Genomic DNA, 15,021 nt, shown 5'->3' with positions numbered 1-15,021 from the left:
ACCGAGCCGCGCCAGCGGGTGCTCGACGCGCTGGCGGCCTATGGCGGGGCGCCGGTGACGCTGGCCGAACTGTCGGCCGAGGCGGGGGTGACGAGCTCGGTGGTGAAGGGGCTGGTCAAGGCGGGCGCGATCGTCGAGGAGGAGGCGCCGCGCGATCTGCCCTATCCGCCGCTCGATCCCGGTGCCGCGCCCGTGCGGCTCGAGGGCGATCAGGTGGCCGCGGCCGAAGCCCTTGTCGCGGCGGTGGCGGCCGACAGCTACAGCACGACGCTCCTGAAGGGCGTGACCGGCTCGGGCAAGACCGAAGTCTATCTCGAGGCGGTGGCCGAATGCCTGCGCCGCGGCCGGCAGGCCCTCGTGCTCCTGCCCGAGATCGCGCTCACCTCCGAATTCCTCGCCCGCGTCGAGGCCCGCTTCGGGGCGCGACCCGCCGAATGGCACTCGGGCGTGACCGCGACCGAGCGGCGGCGGCTCTGGCGGATGGTCTCGGAGGGGCAGGCGCAGTTCGTGGCGGGAGCCCGTTCGGCCTTGTTCCTGCCCTTCCGCGACCTCGGCCTCGTCGTCGTCGACGAGGAGCACGACACCTCCTACAAGCAGGAGGAGGGCGCGCTCTACAATGCCCGCGACATGGCGGTGCTGCGCGCCTCGATCTGCGGCTGCCCGGCGGTGCTGGCCTCGGCCACGCCCTCGCTGGAAAGCTGGGTGAATGCCGCGCAGGGCCGCTACGCCCGGCTCGATCTCGGCGCCCGCTTCGGCGCGGCCGAGCTGCCCGAGATGCATGCGATCGACCTGCGCCCCGAGAAGCTGCCCGCGAACCGCTGGATTTCGGAGGCGCTGGCCCGATCAGTCGAGGCCCGGATCGCGCGGGGCGAGCAGTCGCTTCTGTTCCTGAACCGCCGCGGCTATGCGCCGGTCACGATCTGCCGCGCCTGCGGCCACCAGATCGGCTGCGACCATTGCGACGCGCGGATGGTCGAGCACCGGTTCCAGAAGCGCCTCGTCTGCCACCAGTGCGGGGCGACGAAACCCATGCCCGAGGCCTGCCCCTCCTGCGGGGTCGAGGGGCGGATGGCGCCGGTGGGGCCCGGGGTCGAGCGGCTGGCCGAGGAGGTGGCAGACCGCTTTCCGCAGGCGCGGGGGGCGGTGCTGTCCTCGGACCTCTTCGGTTCGGCGCGGGCACTGAAGGAGCAGATCGCGGCCATCGCCGAGGGCGGCGCCGACATCATCATCGGCACGCAGATCGTGGCCAAGGGGCACAACTTCCCGCTCCTGACGCTGGTGGGCGTGATCGACGCGGATCTGGGCCTGCAGGGATCGGACCTGAGGGCCGCCGAGCGCACCTTCCAGCTGGTGCGGCAGGTGGCAGGGCGCGCCGGACGCTCGGCGGGCCGACGGGGCGTGGCGCTCGTGCAGACCTGCCAGCCCGAACATCCGGTGATCCGGGCGATCCTCGGCGGCGACGAGGAAGCCTTCTGGAGGGCCGAGGCCGAGGAGCGGCGCGTGGCGGGGATGCCGCCCTACGGGCGCCTCGCGGGCATCATCCTGTCCTCGCCCGATGTGGCGCAGGTCTTCGAGACGGGTGCGGAGCTTGCGCGGGCCGACGCCCCCTTGCGCCGGATCGGGGCGCAGGTCTTCGGCCCCGCGCCCGCGCCCATCGCCCGGGTGCGGGGCCGCCACCGGGTGCGCCTGCTGGTCAAGGCGGGGAAGGGCGCGCCGCTGCAGGCCGCGCTCGCGGAGTGGATCGCGCAGGTGAAGCTGCCCGCAGCCCTGCGCCTTGCGGTGGATATCGATCCACAGAGCTTCCTCTGACCGCGGGCCGCCTCCCTGCGCCGCTGGGGGCCTCTTGCATCCGAAGAGGGCGCGCCGCCCCTTGCCATCTCTGACGGCGGGCCCCGCCCCTGCGCCGGAAGGGGGCTCCTGCGTCCAATGGGGAAACGCGGCGCCCCTTTCGCGCCTTGATGGCGCGAGCGTGATCGCGCAAGGCTTCCGGTGCCGTCAGCGTGACTCGCACCGGCAGGCGGCCCTCCCTATATTCGTCCCCTGTCAACCGGAGGCCGCACAATGTTCCTGCTCAACCGTAAGAAGTCCGAGATGGTCTCTGCCGCCGAGGCGCTGCCCGGCCGCCCTGAACCCATTCCCACGGCCGAGACGCATTTCCTGTCGGGCCTGCCGCTGAAGTCGCCGGTGCCCGCGGGCATGGCCGAGGCGGTCTTCGGCATGGGCTGCTTCTGGGGGGTCGAGCGCAAGTTCTGGCAGGTGCCGGAAGGTGTCTGGCTCACCATGGTGGGCTATGCCGGGGGCTACACGCCGAACCCGACCTACGAGGAGGTCTGCTCGGGCCGCACCGGCCATACCGAGGCCGTCCGCGTGATCTACGACCCGTCCGTCATCTCCTATGCCATGCTGCTCAAGCTCTTCTGGGAGAACCACGATCCCACGCAGGGGATGCGGCAGGGCAACGACAGCGGCACGCAATATCGCTCGGCCATCTACACCTACGGGCCCGAACAGGCCGAGGCCGCCAAGGCCTCCGCCACCGCCTATCAGGGTGCACTGAGCGCGGCCGGCCGGGGCCGGATCACCACCGAGATCCTTCCCGCGCCGCCCTTCTACTTCGCCGAAGCCTATCACCAGCAATATCTGGCCAAGAACCCGGCCGGCTATTGCGGCGTGGGCGGCACCGGGGTGTCCTGCCCGATCGGAACCGGGGTCGGCGCCGCGTCGCCCGCACGCTGAGCGGCGCTTGACGCGGGGCGGGGGCGGGGATAGGCCCGCCCCGACCGCACCGGAGGCTGCCCCATGCCCACCTATTCCGCCCTGACCACGCTCGAAGGCGAGGAGGCCGCCGAGGCCCTCGCCGACGCCCTCGAGCGGATGGAGCCCGAGCCGACCGGCGTGGGCGTGTTCGAGATCGAGGACGGCTCGGGCCTCTGGGAAGTCGGCGCCTATTTCCTCGAGCAGCCCTCCGAGGCGGTGCTCGAGCTTCTGGCGACCGCCTTCGGCGCCAGACCCTTCGCTCTGTCGGAATTGCCCGAGATCGACTGGGTCGCCAAGGTCCGCCGCGAGCTGTCGCCGGTCGAGGCCGGGCGCTTCTTCGTCTACGGCAGCCACGATGCGGACAAGGTGCCGGACGGCCGGATCGCGCTCCAGATCGAGGCAACCGTGGCCTTCGGCACGGGCCACCACGGCACGACGCTGGGCTGCCTGCGCGCCCTCGACCGGCTGGTGGAGGCGGGCTTCGTGCCGCGGAAAGTGGCCGATGTGGGCTGCGGCACGGCGGTCCTCGCCATGGCGGCCGCGCGGGTCTTCCCCGAGGCGCAGGTCCTCGCCTCCGACATCGACGAGGTGGCCGTCGAGGTGGCGGAAGCCAACGTCGCGATCAACGGGCTCGAGGGGCGGGTCGCCTGCCTCGAGGCCGCGGGCTTCGATCATCCCGAGATCGCCGCGGCGGCGCCCTTCGATCTCGTCTTCGCCAACATCCTGAAAGGCCCGCTGATCGAGCTCGCGCCCGCCATGGCCGCCCATGTGGCGCCGGGGGGCGGGCTGGCCATCCTGTCGGGCCTGCTCGTGGTGCAGGCCGATTCGATCACCGAGGCCTATCTCGCCCAAGGGTTCGAACTCGCCCAGCGTGAGGATCTCGGCGAATGGTGCTGCCTCGTGATGCGCCGTCCCTGAGCATCGGCACGGCCCGGGAGAGCCCGCGGATCCCGGGCTCGCGCGATGCGTGAAAATCCGCGCCGCCGCCGAGGCTGTGGCGCATTCTTCCCGTATTAACGGGATGTTGCCCGCTTTCTGCCATGTTCTGCGGCCATGCTGCCTTGGGCCGGAAACGGCGGTGTCAGTGTGGGCTTGTCATGGACCGCAACCTTGCGGACTTTCGAAATCGGGTCGCGCGGATCGAGGCCGCGCATGAGCGGGGCCTGGGCTTCGAGGCCCAGGGAACGCTCGGCCGGTCGCATTACCTCAAGCCCGCGCGGCGTCGCCCGCGCCTGCTCGCGCCGCTTCTGGTGCTGCTGCTCTGCGGCGTGGGGCTGAAGGGGGCGCTTCTGTGGCGGATCGGGCCGGAATCCTATCAGGCGCGGCTCGACCGGCTGGCGGCGGCGGAGGGCCTTGACCGGCTGGGAAGCCTGCTGCTGCGCCCCGATCCGGCGGCCCGCCTCGTGGCGGAGCTGCTCGGGGGGCTTCTGCCCGGACGCTGATCGCTCTCAGTCAAAGGAAAAGGCCGCGTCCCGGTGGGGAGCGGCCTTTGGCAGATGGTCCGGGAGAGAGCGTCCCGTCCTCTGCTGACCCTTAGCGGCGGAGCGCGCAGATGTCATCGATATCGCCGCGGCAGAGACCGATGTCGTCGAGCTCGCGATCGCTGAGCTTCGTCAGGGCTGCGCGGGTGGCGCGGGCGTCGTTCCAGGCCACAACGGCGGCGAGCAGGTCGCTCATGCGCTGCACGAAGTGGAAGGTGGAGATGGCGCCGAAGGGCGCCGGGCGGGTCGTCTCGAAGGCGGCCATGGCGTCTGTCCTTTTTTCAAACTGCTGAAGATCACAGCACCGCTGCGTCTGAACAGGCAAATAAGCCGGCGGCTTGATGTCGGCAATTGGTTCCGGAGCAATGCCGCATTGCAGAAAACGCAAGGCTCCAATTCACGAAAATGTCTTGTATCCCGGGCGCTTGATCGAAAGGGCCTCGTCGTCGTATCGCACGGAAGAAGTGTCGTTTTTCGACCATGGCTGCGGCTTTCCCGCCGTGGCGCCACGCGGGGCGCGGAAGGTGCTGGCAGGTGTTCCCGCTTCGTGCTAGCCCTTGCGGCAACGGGAAGCAGGGGGCGACATGAGGGTTCTGGGCATCGACCCCGGTCTGCGGAACATGGGATGGGGGGTGATCGACGTGTCGGGCACGCGTCTGGCTCATGTCGCAAACGGAATTTGCCACTCCGATTCGGGCGATCTGGCCCAGCGGCTCCTGTCGCTGCACGGCCAGCTGACCGATGTGCTGGCGCGCTTTCAGCCCGACACGGCGGCCGTCGAGCATACGTTCGTCAACAAGGACGGGGTGGCGACGCTGAAACTTGGGCAGGCGCGGGGGATCGCGCTCCTCGTTCCGGCGCAGGCGGGGCTCGCGGTCGGCGAATATGCCCCGAACGCGGTGAAGAAGACGGTGGTCGGTGTGGGCCATGCCGCCAAGGAGCAGATCCAGCACATGGTGCGGCTGCACCTGCCGGGCGTCGCTCTCGCGGGGCCCGACGCGGCCGACGCGCTCGCGGTCGCGATCTGCCACGCCCACCATGTGCAATCCTCCGGCCGGCTCGAGGCCGCACTGGCGAGGGCCGCGCGATGATCGGCAAGGTGGCGGGGATCCTCGACTTCCGCGGCCCGGATCATGTGCTGATCGACGTCCGCGGCGTGGGCTACATCGTCTATGTCTCCGACCGGACGCTCGCCTCGATGCCGGGTCTGGGCGAGGGGGTGGCTCTCTATACCGAGCTCGTGGTGCGCGAGGATCTGCTGCAGCTCTTCGGCTTCCCCACGATGATCGAGAAGGAGTGGCATCGGCTGCTGATGACGGTGCAGGGCGTCGGCGCCAAGGCGGGGATGGCGATCCTCGGCGCGCTCGGGGCCGAGGGAACCGCGCGCGCGATCACGCTCGGCGATGCGCGCTCGATCCAGGCCGCGCCGGGGATCGGGCCCAAGATCGCGCAGCGGGTGGTGCTGGAGCTGAAGAGCAAGGCGCCCGCGCTGATGGGAATGGGCGGCGGCACGGCGGCGCAGGCGCCCTCGGAGGCCCCGGAGCCCGAGTCCGGCACGTCGTCCGGCAGCCGCCGCAGGACCCGCGCGCCCGAGCCGCCGCGGCCCACCCACACCGCCGATGCGCTCTCGGCCCTCGCCAATCTCGGCTACCAGCCGACCGATGCGGCGCAGGCGGTTGCGCAGGCCGCAGGCGAGAGCCCGGACGCCGATACGGCCGCGCTGATCCGGGCCGCCCTGAAGCTGCTCGCGCCGAAGTCATAGCCTCATCCCGCACCCGTCCGGTGAGCGCAGCCGCCTCGCCGGGGCGGGACAGGGGCAGAGCCGCTTCGCCCCGGCACAGGCCACTCCCCCTGAGGCCACAAGGGATCGGCCGGCTTCCGACGCAGGGCCGCGCCTTCGCCCAGGTTCCGGGCCTGCCGGGCACAGCCGGCATGGCCACGACCCACCGGCCATGGGTTCGCCCGGTCTGGGCCTAGCAACACCGGCGGGGGCACGACCACTGCCCGCGCACTGGCCCCGATCCGGCACCACCGGCGCGGGCACGATCCCGTCCTCGCGCCCGCCGCCTGCCGGGCAGGGAACCGCGAAGGCCCCGCCGATCTTGCTGGAGAGGCTCCCCGGGGCCATATCTGCAACGGTTTCCGGTGAGGGAGAAGCATCCATGGGATATGTGCGCACAGGCATCCTGATGGCGGTCATGACGGCGCTGTTTCTCGGCGTCGGGGCGCTCATCGGCGGGCAGAGCGGCGCGGTCATCGCGCTCGTGATCGCGGCCGGCATGAACCTCTTCACCTTCTGGAACTCGGACCGCGCCGTGCTCTCGATGCATGGCGCGCATGAGGTGGACCCCCGCGCGGCCCCCGATCTCTACAACATGGTCCGCGGGCTGGCCGATCGGGCCGGGATGCCGATGCCGAAGCTCTATCTGATCGAGACCGACCAGCCCAACGCCTTCGCCACCGGGCGCAACCCCGAGAATGCCGCGGTGGCGGTCACGCGGGGCCTGCTGCGCGCGCTGACCCCGGAAGAGGTGGCGGGCGTGGTGGCGCACGAGCTCGCCCATATCAGGAACCGCGACACGCTTCTGATGACGGTGACCGCGACCTTCGCGGGGGCGATCTCGATGCTCGCCAACTTCGCCTTCTTCTTCGGCGGCAGCTCCAGCGAGGAGGGCGAGCGGCCGGTGGGTATCGTGGGCACGCTCGCGCTGATGTTCCTTGCGCCGATGGCGGCGGGTCTCGTGCAGATGGCGATCTCGCGGTCGCGCGAATATGAGGCGGACCGGATCGGCGCCGAGATCTGCGGCCGCCCGCTCTGGCTCGCCTCCGCGCTCGGCAAGATCGAGGGGCTCGCGCAGCGCATCGACAATGTGCGGGCCGAGCGCAACCCCGCGACGGCGCACATGTTCATCGTGAACCCGCTCCATGCGATGGGCCATGACCGGCTGTTCGCGACCCACCCGAACACCGCCAACCGGATCGCGGCGCTCCGCGCCATGGCGGAGGGCGCGCCGCAGGCCTCGCGCATCCCCCGCGTGGCCGCGCGCCGCGGCCCGTGGAGCTGACGGCGCTTCCTGCTTGCATCCGCCGGCCCGTTCGAGGAATGTTCCGGCAAATCCGAGCGAGCGCATGACAAGTTCCGATCCGACCCTTCGCCCCGAGCGGCTGCCCGAAGACATGGACCGCGCGCTGCGCCCGCAGTCGCTCGAGGAATTCGTGGGTCAGGCCGAGGCCCGCGCCAACCTGCGCGTCTTCATCGAGAGCGCCCGGATGCGCGGCGAAGCGATGGATCACACGCTCTTTCACGGCCCGCCGGGCCTCGGCAAGACCACGCTCGCGCAGATCATGGCCCGCGAGCTGGGCGTGGGCTTCCGCATGACCTCGGGCCCCGTGCTGGCCAAGCCCGGCGATCTCGCGGCGATCCTGACCAACCTCGAGCCGCGCGACGTGCTGTTCATCGACGAGATCCACAGGCTCTCGCCGGTGGTCGAGGAGGTGCTCTATCCCGCGCTCGAGGATTTCGCGCTGGATCTCGTGATCGGCGAGGGGCCGGCGGCGCGGACGGTGCGGATCGATCTGCAGCCCTTCACGCTGGTCGGGGCCACGACGCGGCTCGGCCTGCTGACCACGCCCCTGCGCGACAGGTTCGGCATCCCGACGCGGCTCCAGTTCTACACCGAGGACGAGCTCGACCTGATCGTGGCGCGGGGCGCGCGCATGATGGGCGTGGACAGCGACCCCGAGGGCACGCGCGAGATCGCCCGCCGCGCACGCGGCACGCCGCGGATCGCGGGCCGCCTCTTGCGCCGGGTGGTCGATTTTGCGCTGGTCGAGGGGGACGGGCGGCTCACGCAGGCGATCGCCGACCGCGCGCTGACCCGGCTCGGGGTGGACCATCTGGGGCTCGACCTCGGCGACCGGCGCTATCTCGGCCTCATCGCCGAGAATTACGGCGGGGGGCCGGTCGGCATCGAGACCATCGCCGCCGCCTTGTCCGAAAGCCGCGACGCGGTCGAGGAGGTGATCGAGCCCTATCTGCTGCAGCAGGGCCTGATCCAGCGGACACCGCGCGGCCGGATGCTGGCGCACAAGGCCTGGCGCCACATGGGGATCGAGCCGCCGAAGGGGCCGGGGCAGGCGGATCTGTTCGGCTGAGGCGGAGGGCGCCTCAGGCGTCCGGCGCCGGCGCGGCTAGTGCGGGATGGTCTTGGAAAAGAGGTTCACCACCAGCACGCCCAAAAGGATCAGGCCGAGGCCGAGGATCGCCGGCAGGTCCAGCCGCTCGCCATAGACGATCCAGCCGATGGCGGCGATGAAGACGATGCCGAGCCCCGACCAGACCGCATAGACGATGCCCGTGGGCATCACTTTCAGCGTGACCGAGAGGCAGCCGAAGGCGATCGCATAGCCCACCACGGTGATGACGCTGGGCCAGAGCCGGGTGAACCCGTCCGAGCGCGCGAGCGCCGTGGTGGCCACGACTTCGGCAAGGATCGCAAAGACGAGGAAGGCGTAGGTGGTCGCAAGCGGCATGGGGCTCTCCGATCAGGCCGCCATCCTGTCCGGGCGGATCCGGCCGAGTCAATCGCTGCGAGACAAAGCTCGGGCCGAGGGCCGGCGGTGAAGCTCCGATCCGCGCCGGCAGGGACAGGCGCCCCGCAGGCCCGCGCGGCGGGCCCGGCAAGGCGCCCCGTTCCCGTTGTGGGTAAACGGAGGCCCCGCGGGAATGCTGGGAGCGGCCCCGGTTGCCTGTGTGGCGGAAAGGCCCTATGTCCGGCCTCGAACGGCAGGGGAGGGCGGCCATGACACCTTCGGACGTCGAGGCGCTCTTCACCGATGCGGAGGGGCGCTACAGGTTCGCGCGCTGGGGGCGGCCGCTCGTGCCCGTCGTCTTCGGCGTCGAGGAAGCCACGCTCGCCACCGTCAAGGGCGCGGTCGAGGCGGTGGTCGCGCTTGCCGGGCACCGGATGGCGGAGACCGATCCCGAACTCGGCGTCAATCTGATGATCTTCTTCTTCCGTGACTGGGAGGAGCTGCCGGAGGTGCCCAACCTCGACCGGATGATCCCCGATCTCGGGCCGCTCTGCGCGCGGCTGGCGGCGGCGGGAGCGAACCAGTATCGCCATTTCCGCTTCGATGCCGAGGGGGCGATCCGCGCCTGCTTCGTCTTCCTGCGGATGGACGCGCATCTCTCGGCGATGCCGGCCGAGGCGCTGGCGCTGACGCAGGCGGTGCAATCGATGCTGCTCTGGTCCGAGCGTGCCTTCGCCGAGAGCTCTCCGCTGGCGCGCGCGGGCGAAACGCTGATCCTGCGGCCCGAGATCGCCTCGGTGGTCCGCGCGGCTTACGATCCGGTCCTGCCGGCTGCCGCCTCCGACCCAAGCCACGCCCTCCGCCTCGCGGCGCGGACAGGCTGAGACGATCCGGCGATGAGCTTCCGCCGGCAGTCTCCGGCGACCGCTCCGGAGGGGCGGACTCCGCGGGCTGGGTGAGCGGGACATCGGCCCTGGATGCGTTCCGGCCCTCAAGGCAGACGCGCGCCGCGGGGCAGGGGAAAGACCGCCCCGTCAGGGCAATCCGGCCAAGGCTACCCGAGCCTGTTCCGTCAGACCGGCGCCTGCGCGAGGAACGGCGCCAGCGCCGCACAGGCCCGGGCCTGAACCTCCTCGGGCGTGCCCGAGGCATCGATCACCGCGTGGCGGCCGGGGTCGCGGGCGGCCTGCGCGAGGAAGGCCGCGCGGATGCGCTCGTGGAAGGCCAGATCGAGGCTCTCGAACCGGCCTTCGTCGAGCGTCTCGCCGGTCAGCCTCCGGCGGCTGCGGGCAAGGCCGACGCCTGCCTCGAGATCGAGGACGAGCGTGAGATCCGGCCAGAGATCGCCCGTGGCCTCGGCATGGAGCGTGCGGATGAAGTCCTCGGAGAGGCCGCGCCCGGTGCCCTGATAGGCCAGCGTCGAGCCCGCATAGCGGTCCGAGATCACGACCCGCCCCTGCGCCAGCGCGGGCGCGATCACGCGGCGGACATGCTGAACGCGCGCGGCGGTCATCAGCAGGAGCTCGGCCATCGGATCCCAGGCCTCGTCGGCGCCCGCGAGCACCAGCCCTCGGATGGCCTCGCCCTCAGGCGTGCCGCCCGGCTCGCGCGTGACGAGCACGTCGCGGCCCTCCGCCCCGAGATGCGCGGCCAGTGACCGGACGATCCCGGACTTGCCGGAGCCGTCGATCCCCTCGACCGCGAGAAAGAAGCCTTGCGCGCCCATCGGTCCGCCGGCTCAGGTGGCCGGCGCCTCCTCCATGAAGCGGCGATAGAGCACCTTGGCCGCCGTCATCAGCCGCACCTGCAGCCCGCCGCTGCCGATGCTGCCCTCGGCCACCAGCGGCACGCGGGTGTCGGGCAGGTCGGGCACATGGATCACCAGTTCGGCCAGCTCCTGACCGGCGGCGATGGGCGCGCGGAGGGGCCCCGTGTAGCTCACCTCGGCCGTCACATTGTCCTGCACCAGCGCGGGCACGAGAAGCTTCACATCCTCGGCCGGCACCAGCCCCACGCGCGAGGCATTGCCGAGCCAGACATCGGCCTCGGTCACGCGCTGGCCCTTGGTCACCAGCGTCTTCTGGACGAACTGGCGAAAGGCCCAGTTCACGATCTGCTCGCCTTCCTGCGCCCGGTCGGCCTCGGTCGCGAGGCCGGTCAGCACGAAGACGATGCGGCGACCGTCCTTCTGCACCGCCGAGCCCACGAGGCCGTAGCCCGCTTCCTGCGTGTGGCCGGTCTTCAGCCCGTCCGCCGTCCAGTCGCCGTTCGGCCCGAGGCGCAGCAGCGGGTTGCGGTTGTTGGCGTTCGAGGGGACGCGGTCCTTGTAGTTGAACTCGGTGTGCGAGAAATAGGGATAGAACTCCGGGAATTCCTCGATCAGCCGCACCGCGAGGATGCCCAGATCGTGCACGCTCATCCGGTGGCCGGGGTCGGGCCAGCCCGAGGAATTGGTGAAGGTCGAATCGGTCATTCCCAGCGCCTTGGCGCGGACGGTCATGGCGCGGGCGAAGTCGCTTTCGGTGCCGTTCAGCCCCTCGGCCACCACCACGCAGGCATCGTTGCCCGAGTTCACGATGATGCCGTGGATCAGCTCCTCGACGGTGGGCCGGTCGCGCTCCTCGACGAACATCTTCGACCCGCCCATCTGCTTGGCCTTGGTCGAGACGGCGAAGGTGGTCTCCATCGTCACGCGGCCGTCGCGCAGCGCCTCGAACAGCATGTTCAGCGTCATGAGCTTGGACATCGAGGCCGGCGGCAGCGGCTCGTGCGCGTTCTTGTCGAGAAGCACGGTATGGGTGGTCACGTCATAGACCCAGGCCGCGCGGGCGCGCGTGTCGAAAGCCAGCGCGGGCAGCGCGGTCACGAGGCTCAGGATCAGGGCGAGGAAGAGGCGGGGCAGCGACACGGGTGCGTCCTTTCCTGTCAGCGGGCGAGAAGATAGGCGTCGGCAAAGCCGAGGCCCTTGACCCGGGCCAGAAGGGCCGGGGCCTCGTCGGAGGGGGCGGGACCGGCAAGGACGGTCCAGAGCGACTTGCCGTCCTGCCGCACTTCGGCGACGCGGGCGGGCACGCCGCCTTCGGTGAGGCGGTCGGCGGTGCGGCGGGCATTCTCGGACTGGCCGAAGCTGCCGACGCGGATCGTGCGCCCGCCCGCCACCGGGGCAGGGCTCGCGGCCGGAGCCTCCGTGGCGAGGAAGGCGGGACCGGCCTCTGCGGCCGGCTGGGGATCGGGCTGTCCTGCGGGCGCGCCCGCGGGGGCGGCGTCTGCCGCTTCCTTCCGGCGGAGCGCGGTCACGCGGATGGTGGCGGGCTGGCCCGCCAGCAGACCCAGCGCCTCGGCCGCGTCGGAGGACAGCTGCAGTTTCGGCCCCGGATTCTCGCGCTCGCGCCGGAAGAGCGCGCCCACGACCGAGCGGCCGTTCGCGGGATTGACCATCACCACGCGCTCGGGATCCTTCACGTCCGGGGCGGCGACCCAGATCCCGCCGAGCGACGGACGCCCGTCCCAGAGGGCCTTGTCGGTGGTCTGATAGGCCTCGGGCGCCTCGACATCCGCACCCACGGGGGCCTGCGCCGGCACGACCGCTTCGGCCGCGCCCTCCTCGGAGGGGCCGAAGCCCGTGGCCTCCCGCACGCGGTCGCAGGCGCCGAGCACCAGCCCCGCTGCCGCCACGAGAGCCCAGTTCCGAAAGATCGGATGTGACATCGCTCGCCCCTTCGTGCGCGGGTTTGCTCCGCGTCTGTTGCCAGACCGGGTCCTGCCGCCGGTCTCCTGCCCCGAAGCCGCGGCATGTCGCGGCGGGCGCATCATAGCCACGATGGCATGGGCTGGAAAGGGCGGCAGGGCGCGGCGCCGCCCGGCGGGCAGTCCGCCGCCATCACCTTCCCGTGCGCCGGCCGGCCATGCCCGGACGGCGGGGCGGGTGCGGCCGGTCGGGCGTGGACAGGCGGTGCGTGCCGGATCTAGGCTCTGTCCGGGGCCGGATCGGCCGGACCCCGGTGAGGAGAGAGGCAGGCAATGAGCACGACGCTGAAGGAGATGATGGCCGCCGCCAACGCGGCCGTGGAGCGGATCGACGCGGAGCGCGCCCGAAAGCTCATGACGGAAAAAGGCGCGCTCCTGCTCGACATCCGGGACGCGCCGGAGATCGAGAAGACCGGCCGTGCGGAAGGCTCGCACCATATCCCGCGCGGGATGCTGGAGTTCCGCGCCGATCCCGACTCGCCCTATCATGACCCGGCCTTGCGCCGCGACCGGCCCATCGTGCTGCATTGCGCCTCCGGAGGGCGGGCGGCGCTCGCGGGCAAGCTCCTGCAGGAGATGGGCTTCTCCGAGGTCTACAATCTCGGCGGCCTCAAGGACTGGGCGGAGGGCGGCGGCGCGGTGGAAGGGCCCATCGATCCGGGCATGTAGCGCCTTAGCCGTGGATGCGCAGTCCGCCTCCGGCCCCGTCCGGGGGCGGAGGTGCCCCCCGAAAGGCCCGTGCATTTCACGCTTCGCGATTCGCAGGGCGCCCCTTAATCGGGCACGTCATGTGAGCAATTATTCACCGGCCCTGCGAGCGGTGCGGCCAATTCGCCGGGTGATTGTGCTGGATCGCCCTTTGTGCGATCCGCCGCTTCAGCCGTATTGGACAGAGGCGCCGCGAGGCGCAACCATGGTTTGACAGTAAGAGTTTTAGACGGAGGTCTGGTGATGGACACGTCCGCGGCAGGGTCCGGTGCAGTGGCCGAGCGGGGGGAGGAGTATCTCACCCTCGACGCGCTCTGCGAGATCGCCAAGCTTCTGACCGGCGCGAGCGATCCGATCGCGTGCATGCCCGCGGTGTTCGGCGTGCTCGGCGCCTTCATGGGGCTGCGGCACGGCGCGCTCGCCCTCCTGCAGGAGGGGGCGCAGGCCGAGACGGTGCGCAATGCCCGCCACGTCAATCCCTATGTGATCGCGGCCACCGCCTCGGGCGTGCCGGCTGCCGGGGCCGAGGCCCGCGCGATCCCCGCGCAGGTGGCGCGGCATGTCTTCCGCAACGGCGTGTCCCTCGTCTCCTGCGACATCCTCGAGGAATTCGGCGCCGAGGCGCTGCCGCCGGGCCTCGGCGACAGCCGGCAGGCGCTGGTGGCGGTGCCGATTCGCGATCAGGCCAATTCGCCCTTCGTGCTGGGCGTGCTCTGCGCCTACCGCAGCCTGAAGGACAATGGCGCGCGCTATCTCGACACCGACCTGCGCGTCCTGAACATGGTGGCGGCCGTCCTCGAACAGTCGATCCGCTTCCGCCGCCTCGTCGCGCGCGACCGCGACCGGATCGTGCAGGAGGCGCGCGAGGCGATCCGGGTCGCCGCCGAGGCGACCGCGGGCCCGCCCGTCGAGGCGCCCGCCGAGGCGCTCGAGGGGGTGATCGGCTCCTCGCCCGCGATCCAGCGCGTGATCGGCCAGATCCGCAAGGTGGCGGGCACCCACACGCCCGTCCTGCTGCGCGGCGAGAGCGGCACCGGCAAGGAGGTCTTCGCCCGCGCGCTCCACGCGCTGTCCGAGCGGCGCGACAAGGCCTTCATCAAGGTCAACTGCGCAGCGCTGAGCCAGTCGCTCCTCGAATCCGAACTGTTCGGCCATGAGAAGGGCTCCTTCACCGGCGCCGTCCAGCAGAAGAAGGGCCGGTTCGAGATGGCCGAGGGCGGCACGCTCTTTCTCGACGAGATCGGCGAGATCAGCCTCGAGTTCCAGGCCAAGCTCCTGCGCATCCTGCAGGAGGGCGAGTTCGAGCGGGTGGGGGGCACGCGCACGCTGCGCGTCGATGTGCGGCTGGTGACGGCCACGAACAAGGATCTCGAGCGGGCGGTGGCGAACGGCACCTTCCGCGCCGACCTCTATTTCCGCATCTGCGTGGTGCCCATCGTCCTGCCGCCGCTGCGCGACCGCAAGGAGGACATAGGCCTTCTGGCGCAGGGCCTGCTCGAGCGGTTCAACAAGCGCAACGGGATGAAGAAGAAGCTGCATCCCTCGGCCGTGGCCGCGCTCGCCCAGTGCAACTTCCCCGGCAACGTGCGCGAGCTCGAGAACTGCATCGCGCGCGTGGCGGCCCTCTCGCCCGAGACGGTGATCCACGCCGACGATCTGGCCTGCCACCACGACCATTGCCTTTCGGCCGATCTCTGGCGGCTCCAGACCGGAACGGCCTCGCCGGTGGGCGGGCTCGCGCAGGGGCCGCTGGAACTGCCGGTTCTGGGCAGCCGCCCGCCCGCGGCGGCCCCCA

General features: G+C 71.1%; 16 protein-coding genes. 11 read left to right on the top strand and 5 right to left on the bottom strand.

Going from position 1 to position 15,021, the window contains the following annotated elements; translation table 11 throughout:
* The 4 genes from A9O63_RS07510 to A9O63_RS07495 all read left to right on the top strand — a co-directional run.
* A partial coding sequence (locus A9O63_RS07510) for a primosomal protein N' (RefSeq protein ID WP_069331370.1) occupies window positions 1-1,809 on the top strand: 1,809 nt, incomplete at its 5' end.
* Between the two features lie 252 nt (window positions 1,810-2,061).
* Complete coding sequence (msrA, locus tag A9O63_RS07505) at window positions 2,062-2,736, top strand: peptide-methionine (S)-S-oxide reductase MsrA (protein WP_069331368.1); 675 nt, start codon at window positions 2,062-2,064, stop codon at window positions 2,734-2,736.
* Window positions 2,737-2,799: 63 nt separating this feature from the next.
* The gene (locus A9O63_RS07500; RefSeq protein ID WP_015921049.1) at window positions 2,800-3,675 is read left to right on the top strand and encodes a 50S ribosomal protein L11 methyltransferase; all 876 of its coding nucleotides are present in this window, start codon (window positions 2,800-2,802) and stop codon (window positions 3,673-3,675) included.
* A 179-nt stretch (window positions 3,676-3,854) separates the two neighbouring features.
* A complete protein-coding gene (locus tag A9O63_RS07495; RefSeq protein ID WP_069331367.1) occupies window positions 3,855-4,199 on the top strand; it encodes a hypothetical protein in 345 nt (114 codons plus the stop codon).
* 91 nt (window positions 4,200-4,290) lie between these two features.
* Here the strand turns inward: A9O63_RS07495 and A9O63_RS07490 are convergent, their stop codons facing one another.
* Window positions 4,291-4,503, bottom strand: coding sequence for a DUF1127 domain-containing protein (locus A9O63_RS07490; protein ID WP_069331366.1), 213 nt, complete (start codon window positions 4,501-4,503; stop codon window positions 4,291-4,293).
* 319 nt (window positions 4,504-4,822) lie between these two features.
* On the opposite strand from A9O63_RS07490, the gene ruvC reads away from it, so the two are divergent.
* The 4 genes from ruvC (at window position 4,823) to ruvB (ending at window position 8,393) form a co-directional block, all read left to right on the top strand.
* Window positions 4,823-5,329 carry a crossover junction endodeoxyribonuclease RuvC gene (ruvC, locus tag A9O63_RS07485; RefSeq protein WP_011841515.1) on the top strand — a complete coding sequence of 169 codons (507 nt, stop codon included), beginning with the start codon at window positions 4,823-4,825 and terminating at the stop codon, window positions 5,327-5,329.
* Entirely contained in the window at window positions 5,326-6,000 is a 675-nt protein-coding gene (gene ruvA / locus A9O63_RS07480) for a Holliday junction branch migration protein RuvA (RefSeq protein WP_069331365.1), read from the top strand. The genes ruvC and ruvA overlap by 4 nt, the downstream gene beginning before the upstream one ends.
* Window positions 6,001-6,400: 400 nt before the next feature.
* Entirely contained in the window at window positions 6,401-7,303 is a 903-nt protein-coding gene (gene htpX, locus A9O63_RS07475; protein WP_069331364.1) for a zinc metalloprotease HtpX, read from the top strand.
* A 64-nt stretch (window positions 7,304-7,367) separates the two neighbouring features.
* A complete protein-coding gene (gene ruvB, locus A9O63_RS07470; protein ID WP_069331363.1) occupies window positions 7,368-8,393 on the top strand; it encodes a Holliday junction branch migration DNA helicase RuvB in 1,026 nt (341 codons plus the stop codon).
* Between the two features lie 36 nt (window positions 8,394-8,429).
* Here the strand turns inward: ruvB and A9O63_RS07465 are convergent, their stop codons facing one another.
* Window positions 8,430-8,771 carry an SMR family transporter gene (locus A9O63_RS07465; protein ID WP_069331362.1) on the bottom strand — a complete coding sequence of 114 codons (342 nt, stop codon included), beginning with the start codon at window positions 8,769-8,771 and terminating at the stop codon, window positions 8,430-8,432.
* A gap of 236 nt (window positions 8,772-9,007) precedes the next feature.
* On the opposite strand from A9O63_RS07465, the gene A9O63_RS07460 reads away from it, so the two are divergent.
* Window positions 9,008-9,655 (top strand): hypothetical protein, encoded by a 648-nt coding sequence (locus A9O63_RS07460; RefSeq protein WP_205631827.1) that lies wholly within the window; start codon window positions 9,008-9,010, stop codon window positions 9,653-9,655.
* Between the two features lie 188 nt (window positions 9,656-9,843).
* Here A9O63_RS07460 and tmk read toward each other — a convergent pair whose 3' ends face one another.
* The 3 genes from tmk to A9O63_RS07445 are packed head-to-tail and all read right to left on the bottom strand — an operon-like array spanning window position 9,844 to window position 12,479.
* The gene (tmk, locus tag A9O63_RS07455; protein WP_069331361.1) at window positions 9,844-10,497 is read right to left on the bottom strand and encodes a dTMP kinase; all 654 of its coding nucleotides are present in this window, start codon (window positions 10,495-10,497) and stop codon (window positions 9,844-9,846) included.
* A gap of 12 nt (window positions 10,498-10,509) precedes the next feature.
* Window positions 10,510-11,679, bottom strand: coding sequence for a D-alanyl-D-alanine carboxypeptidase family protein (locus A9O63_RS07450; RefSeq protein WP_009561978.1), 1,170 nt, complete (start codon window positions 11,677-11,679; stop codon window positions 10,510-10,512).
* 17 nt (window positions 11,680-11,696) lie between these two features.
* Window positions 11,697-12,479 carry an SPOR domain-containing protein gene (locus A9O63_RS07445; RefSeq protein ID WP_069331360.1) on the bottom strand — a complete coding sequence of 261 codons (783 nt, stop codon included), beginning with the start codon at window positions 12,477-12,479 and terminating at the stop codon, window positions 11,697-11,699.
* A gap of 312 nt (window positions 12,480-12,791) precedes the next feature.
* Between A9O63_RS07445 and A9O63_RS07440 the strand changes: the two genes are divergently transcribed.
* Window positions 12,792-13,187 (top strand): rhodanese-like domain-containing protein, encoded by a 396-nt coding sequence (locus tag A9O63_RS07440; protein WP_069331359.1) that lies wholly within the window; start codon window positions 12,792-12,794, stop codon window positions 13,185-13,187.
* 282 nt (window positions 13,188-13,469) lie between these two features.
* Window positions 13,470-15,021: sigma 54-interacting transcriptional regulator (locus A9O63_RS07435; RefSeq protein ID WP_069331358.1), on the top strand; the 1,552-nt coding region annotated here is incomplete at its 3' end.

It is taken from the genome of Cereibacter johrii (assembly GCF_001720585.1).
GTDB lineage: Bacteria > Pseudomonadota > Alphaproteobacteria > Rhodobacterales > Rhodobacteraceae > Cereibacter_A > Cereibacter_A johrii.
The sequence above is the reverse complement of the archived record's forward strand: the minus strand, read 5'-3'. Positions and strand labels throughout refer to the sequence as shown.

Coding starts and splice junctions, on each gene's coding strand:
- A9O63_RS07445 (WP_069331360.1), bottom strand. CDS start 12,479: ATGTCACATCCGATCTTTCGGAACTGGGCTCTCGTGGCGGCAGCGGGG.
- A9O63_RS07440 (WP_069331359.1), top strand. CDS start 12,792: ATGAGCACGACGCTGAAGGAGATGATGGCCGCCGCCAACGCGGCCGTG.
- htpX (WP_069331364.1), top strand. CDS start 6,401: ATGGGATATGTGCGCACAGGCATCCTGATGGCGGTCATGACGGCGCTG.
- A9O63_RS07490 (WP_069331366.1), bottom strand. CDS start 4,503: ATGGCCGCCTTCGAGACGACCCGCCCGGCGCCCTTCGGCGCCATCTCC.
- ruvA (WP_069331365.1), top strand. CDS start 5,326: ATGATCGGCAAGGTGGCGGGGATCCTCGACTTCCGCGGCCCGGATCAT.
- msrA (WP_069331368.1), top strand. CDS start 2,062: ATGTTCCTGCTCAACCGTAAGAAGTCCGAGATGGTCTCTGCCGCCGAG.
- ruvC (WP_011841515.1), top strand. CDS start 4,823: ATGAGGGTTCTGGGCATCGACCCCGGTCTGCGGAACATGGGATGGGGG.
- A9O63_RS07495 (WP_069331367.1), top strand. CDS start 3,855: ATGGACCGCAACCTTGCGGACTTTCGAAATCGGGTCGCGCGGATCGAG.
- A9O63_RS07500 (WP_015921049.1), top strand. CDS start 2,800: ATGCCCACCTATTCCGCCCTGACCACGCTCGAAGGCGAGGAGGCCGCC.
- ruvB (WP_069331363.1), top strand. CDS start 7,368: ATGACAAGTTCCGATCCGACCCTTCGCCCCGAGCGGCTGCCCGAAGAC.
- A9O63_RS07465 (WP_069331362.1), bottom strand. CDS start 8,771: ATGCCGCTTGCGACCACCTACGCCTTCCTCGTCTTTGCGATCCTTGCC.
- tmk (WP_069331361.1), bottom strand. CDS start 10,497: ATGGGCGCGCAAGGCTTCTTTCTCGCGGTCGAGGGGATCGACGGCTCC.
- A9O63_RS07460 (WP_205631827.1), top strand. CDS start 9,008: ATGTCCGGCCTCGAACGGCAGGGGAGGGCGGCCATGACACCTTCGGAC.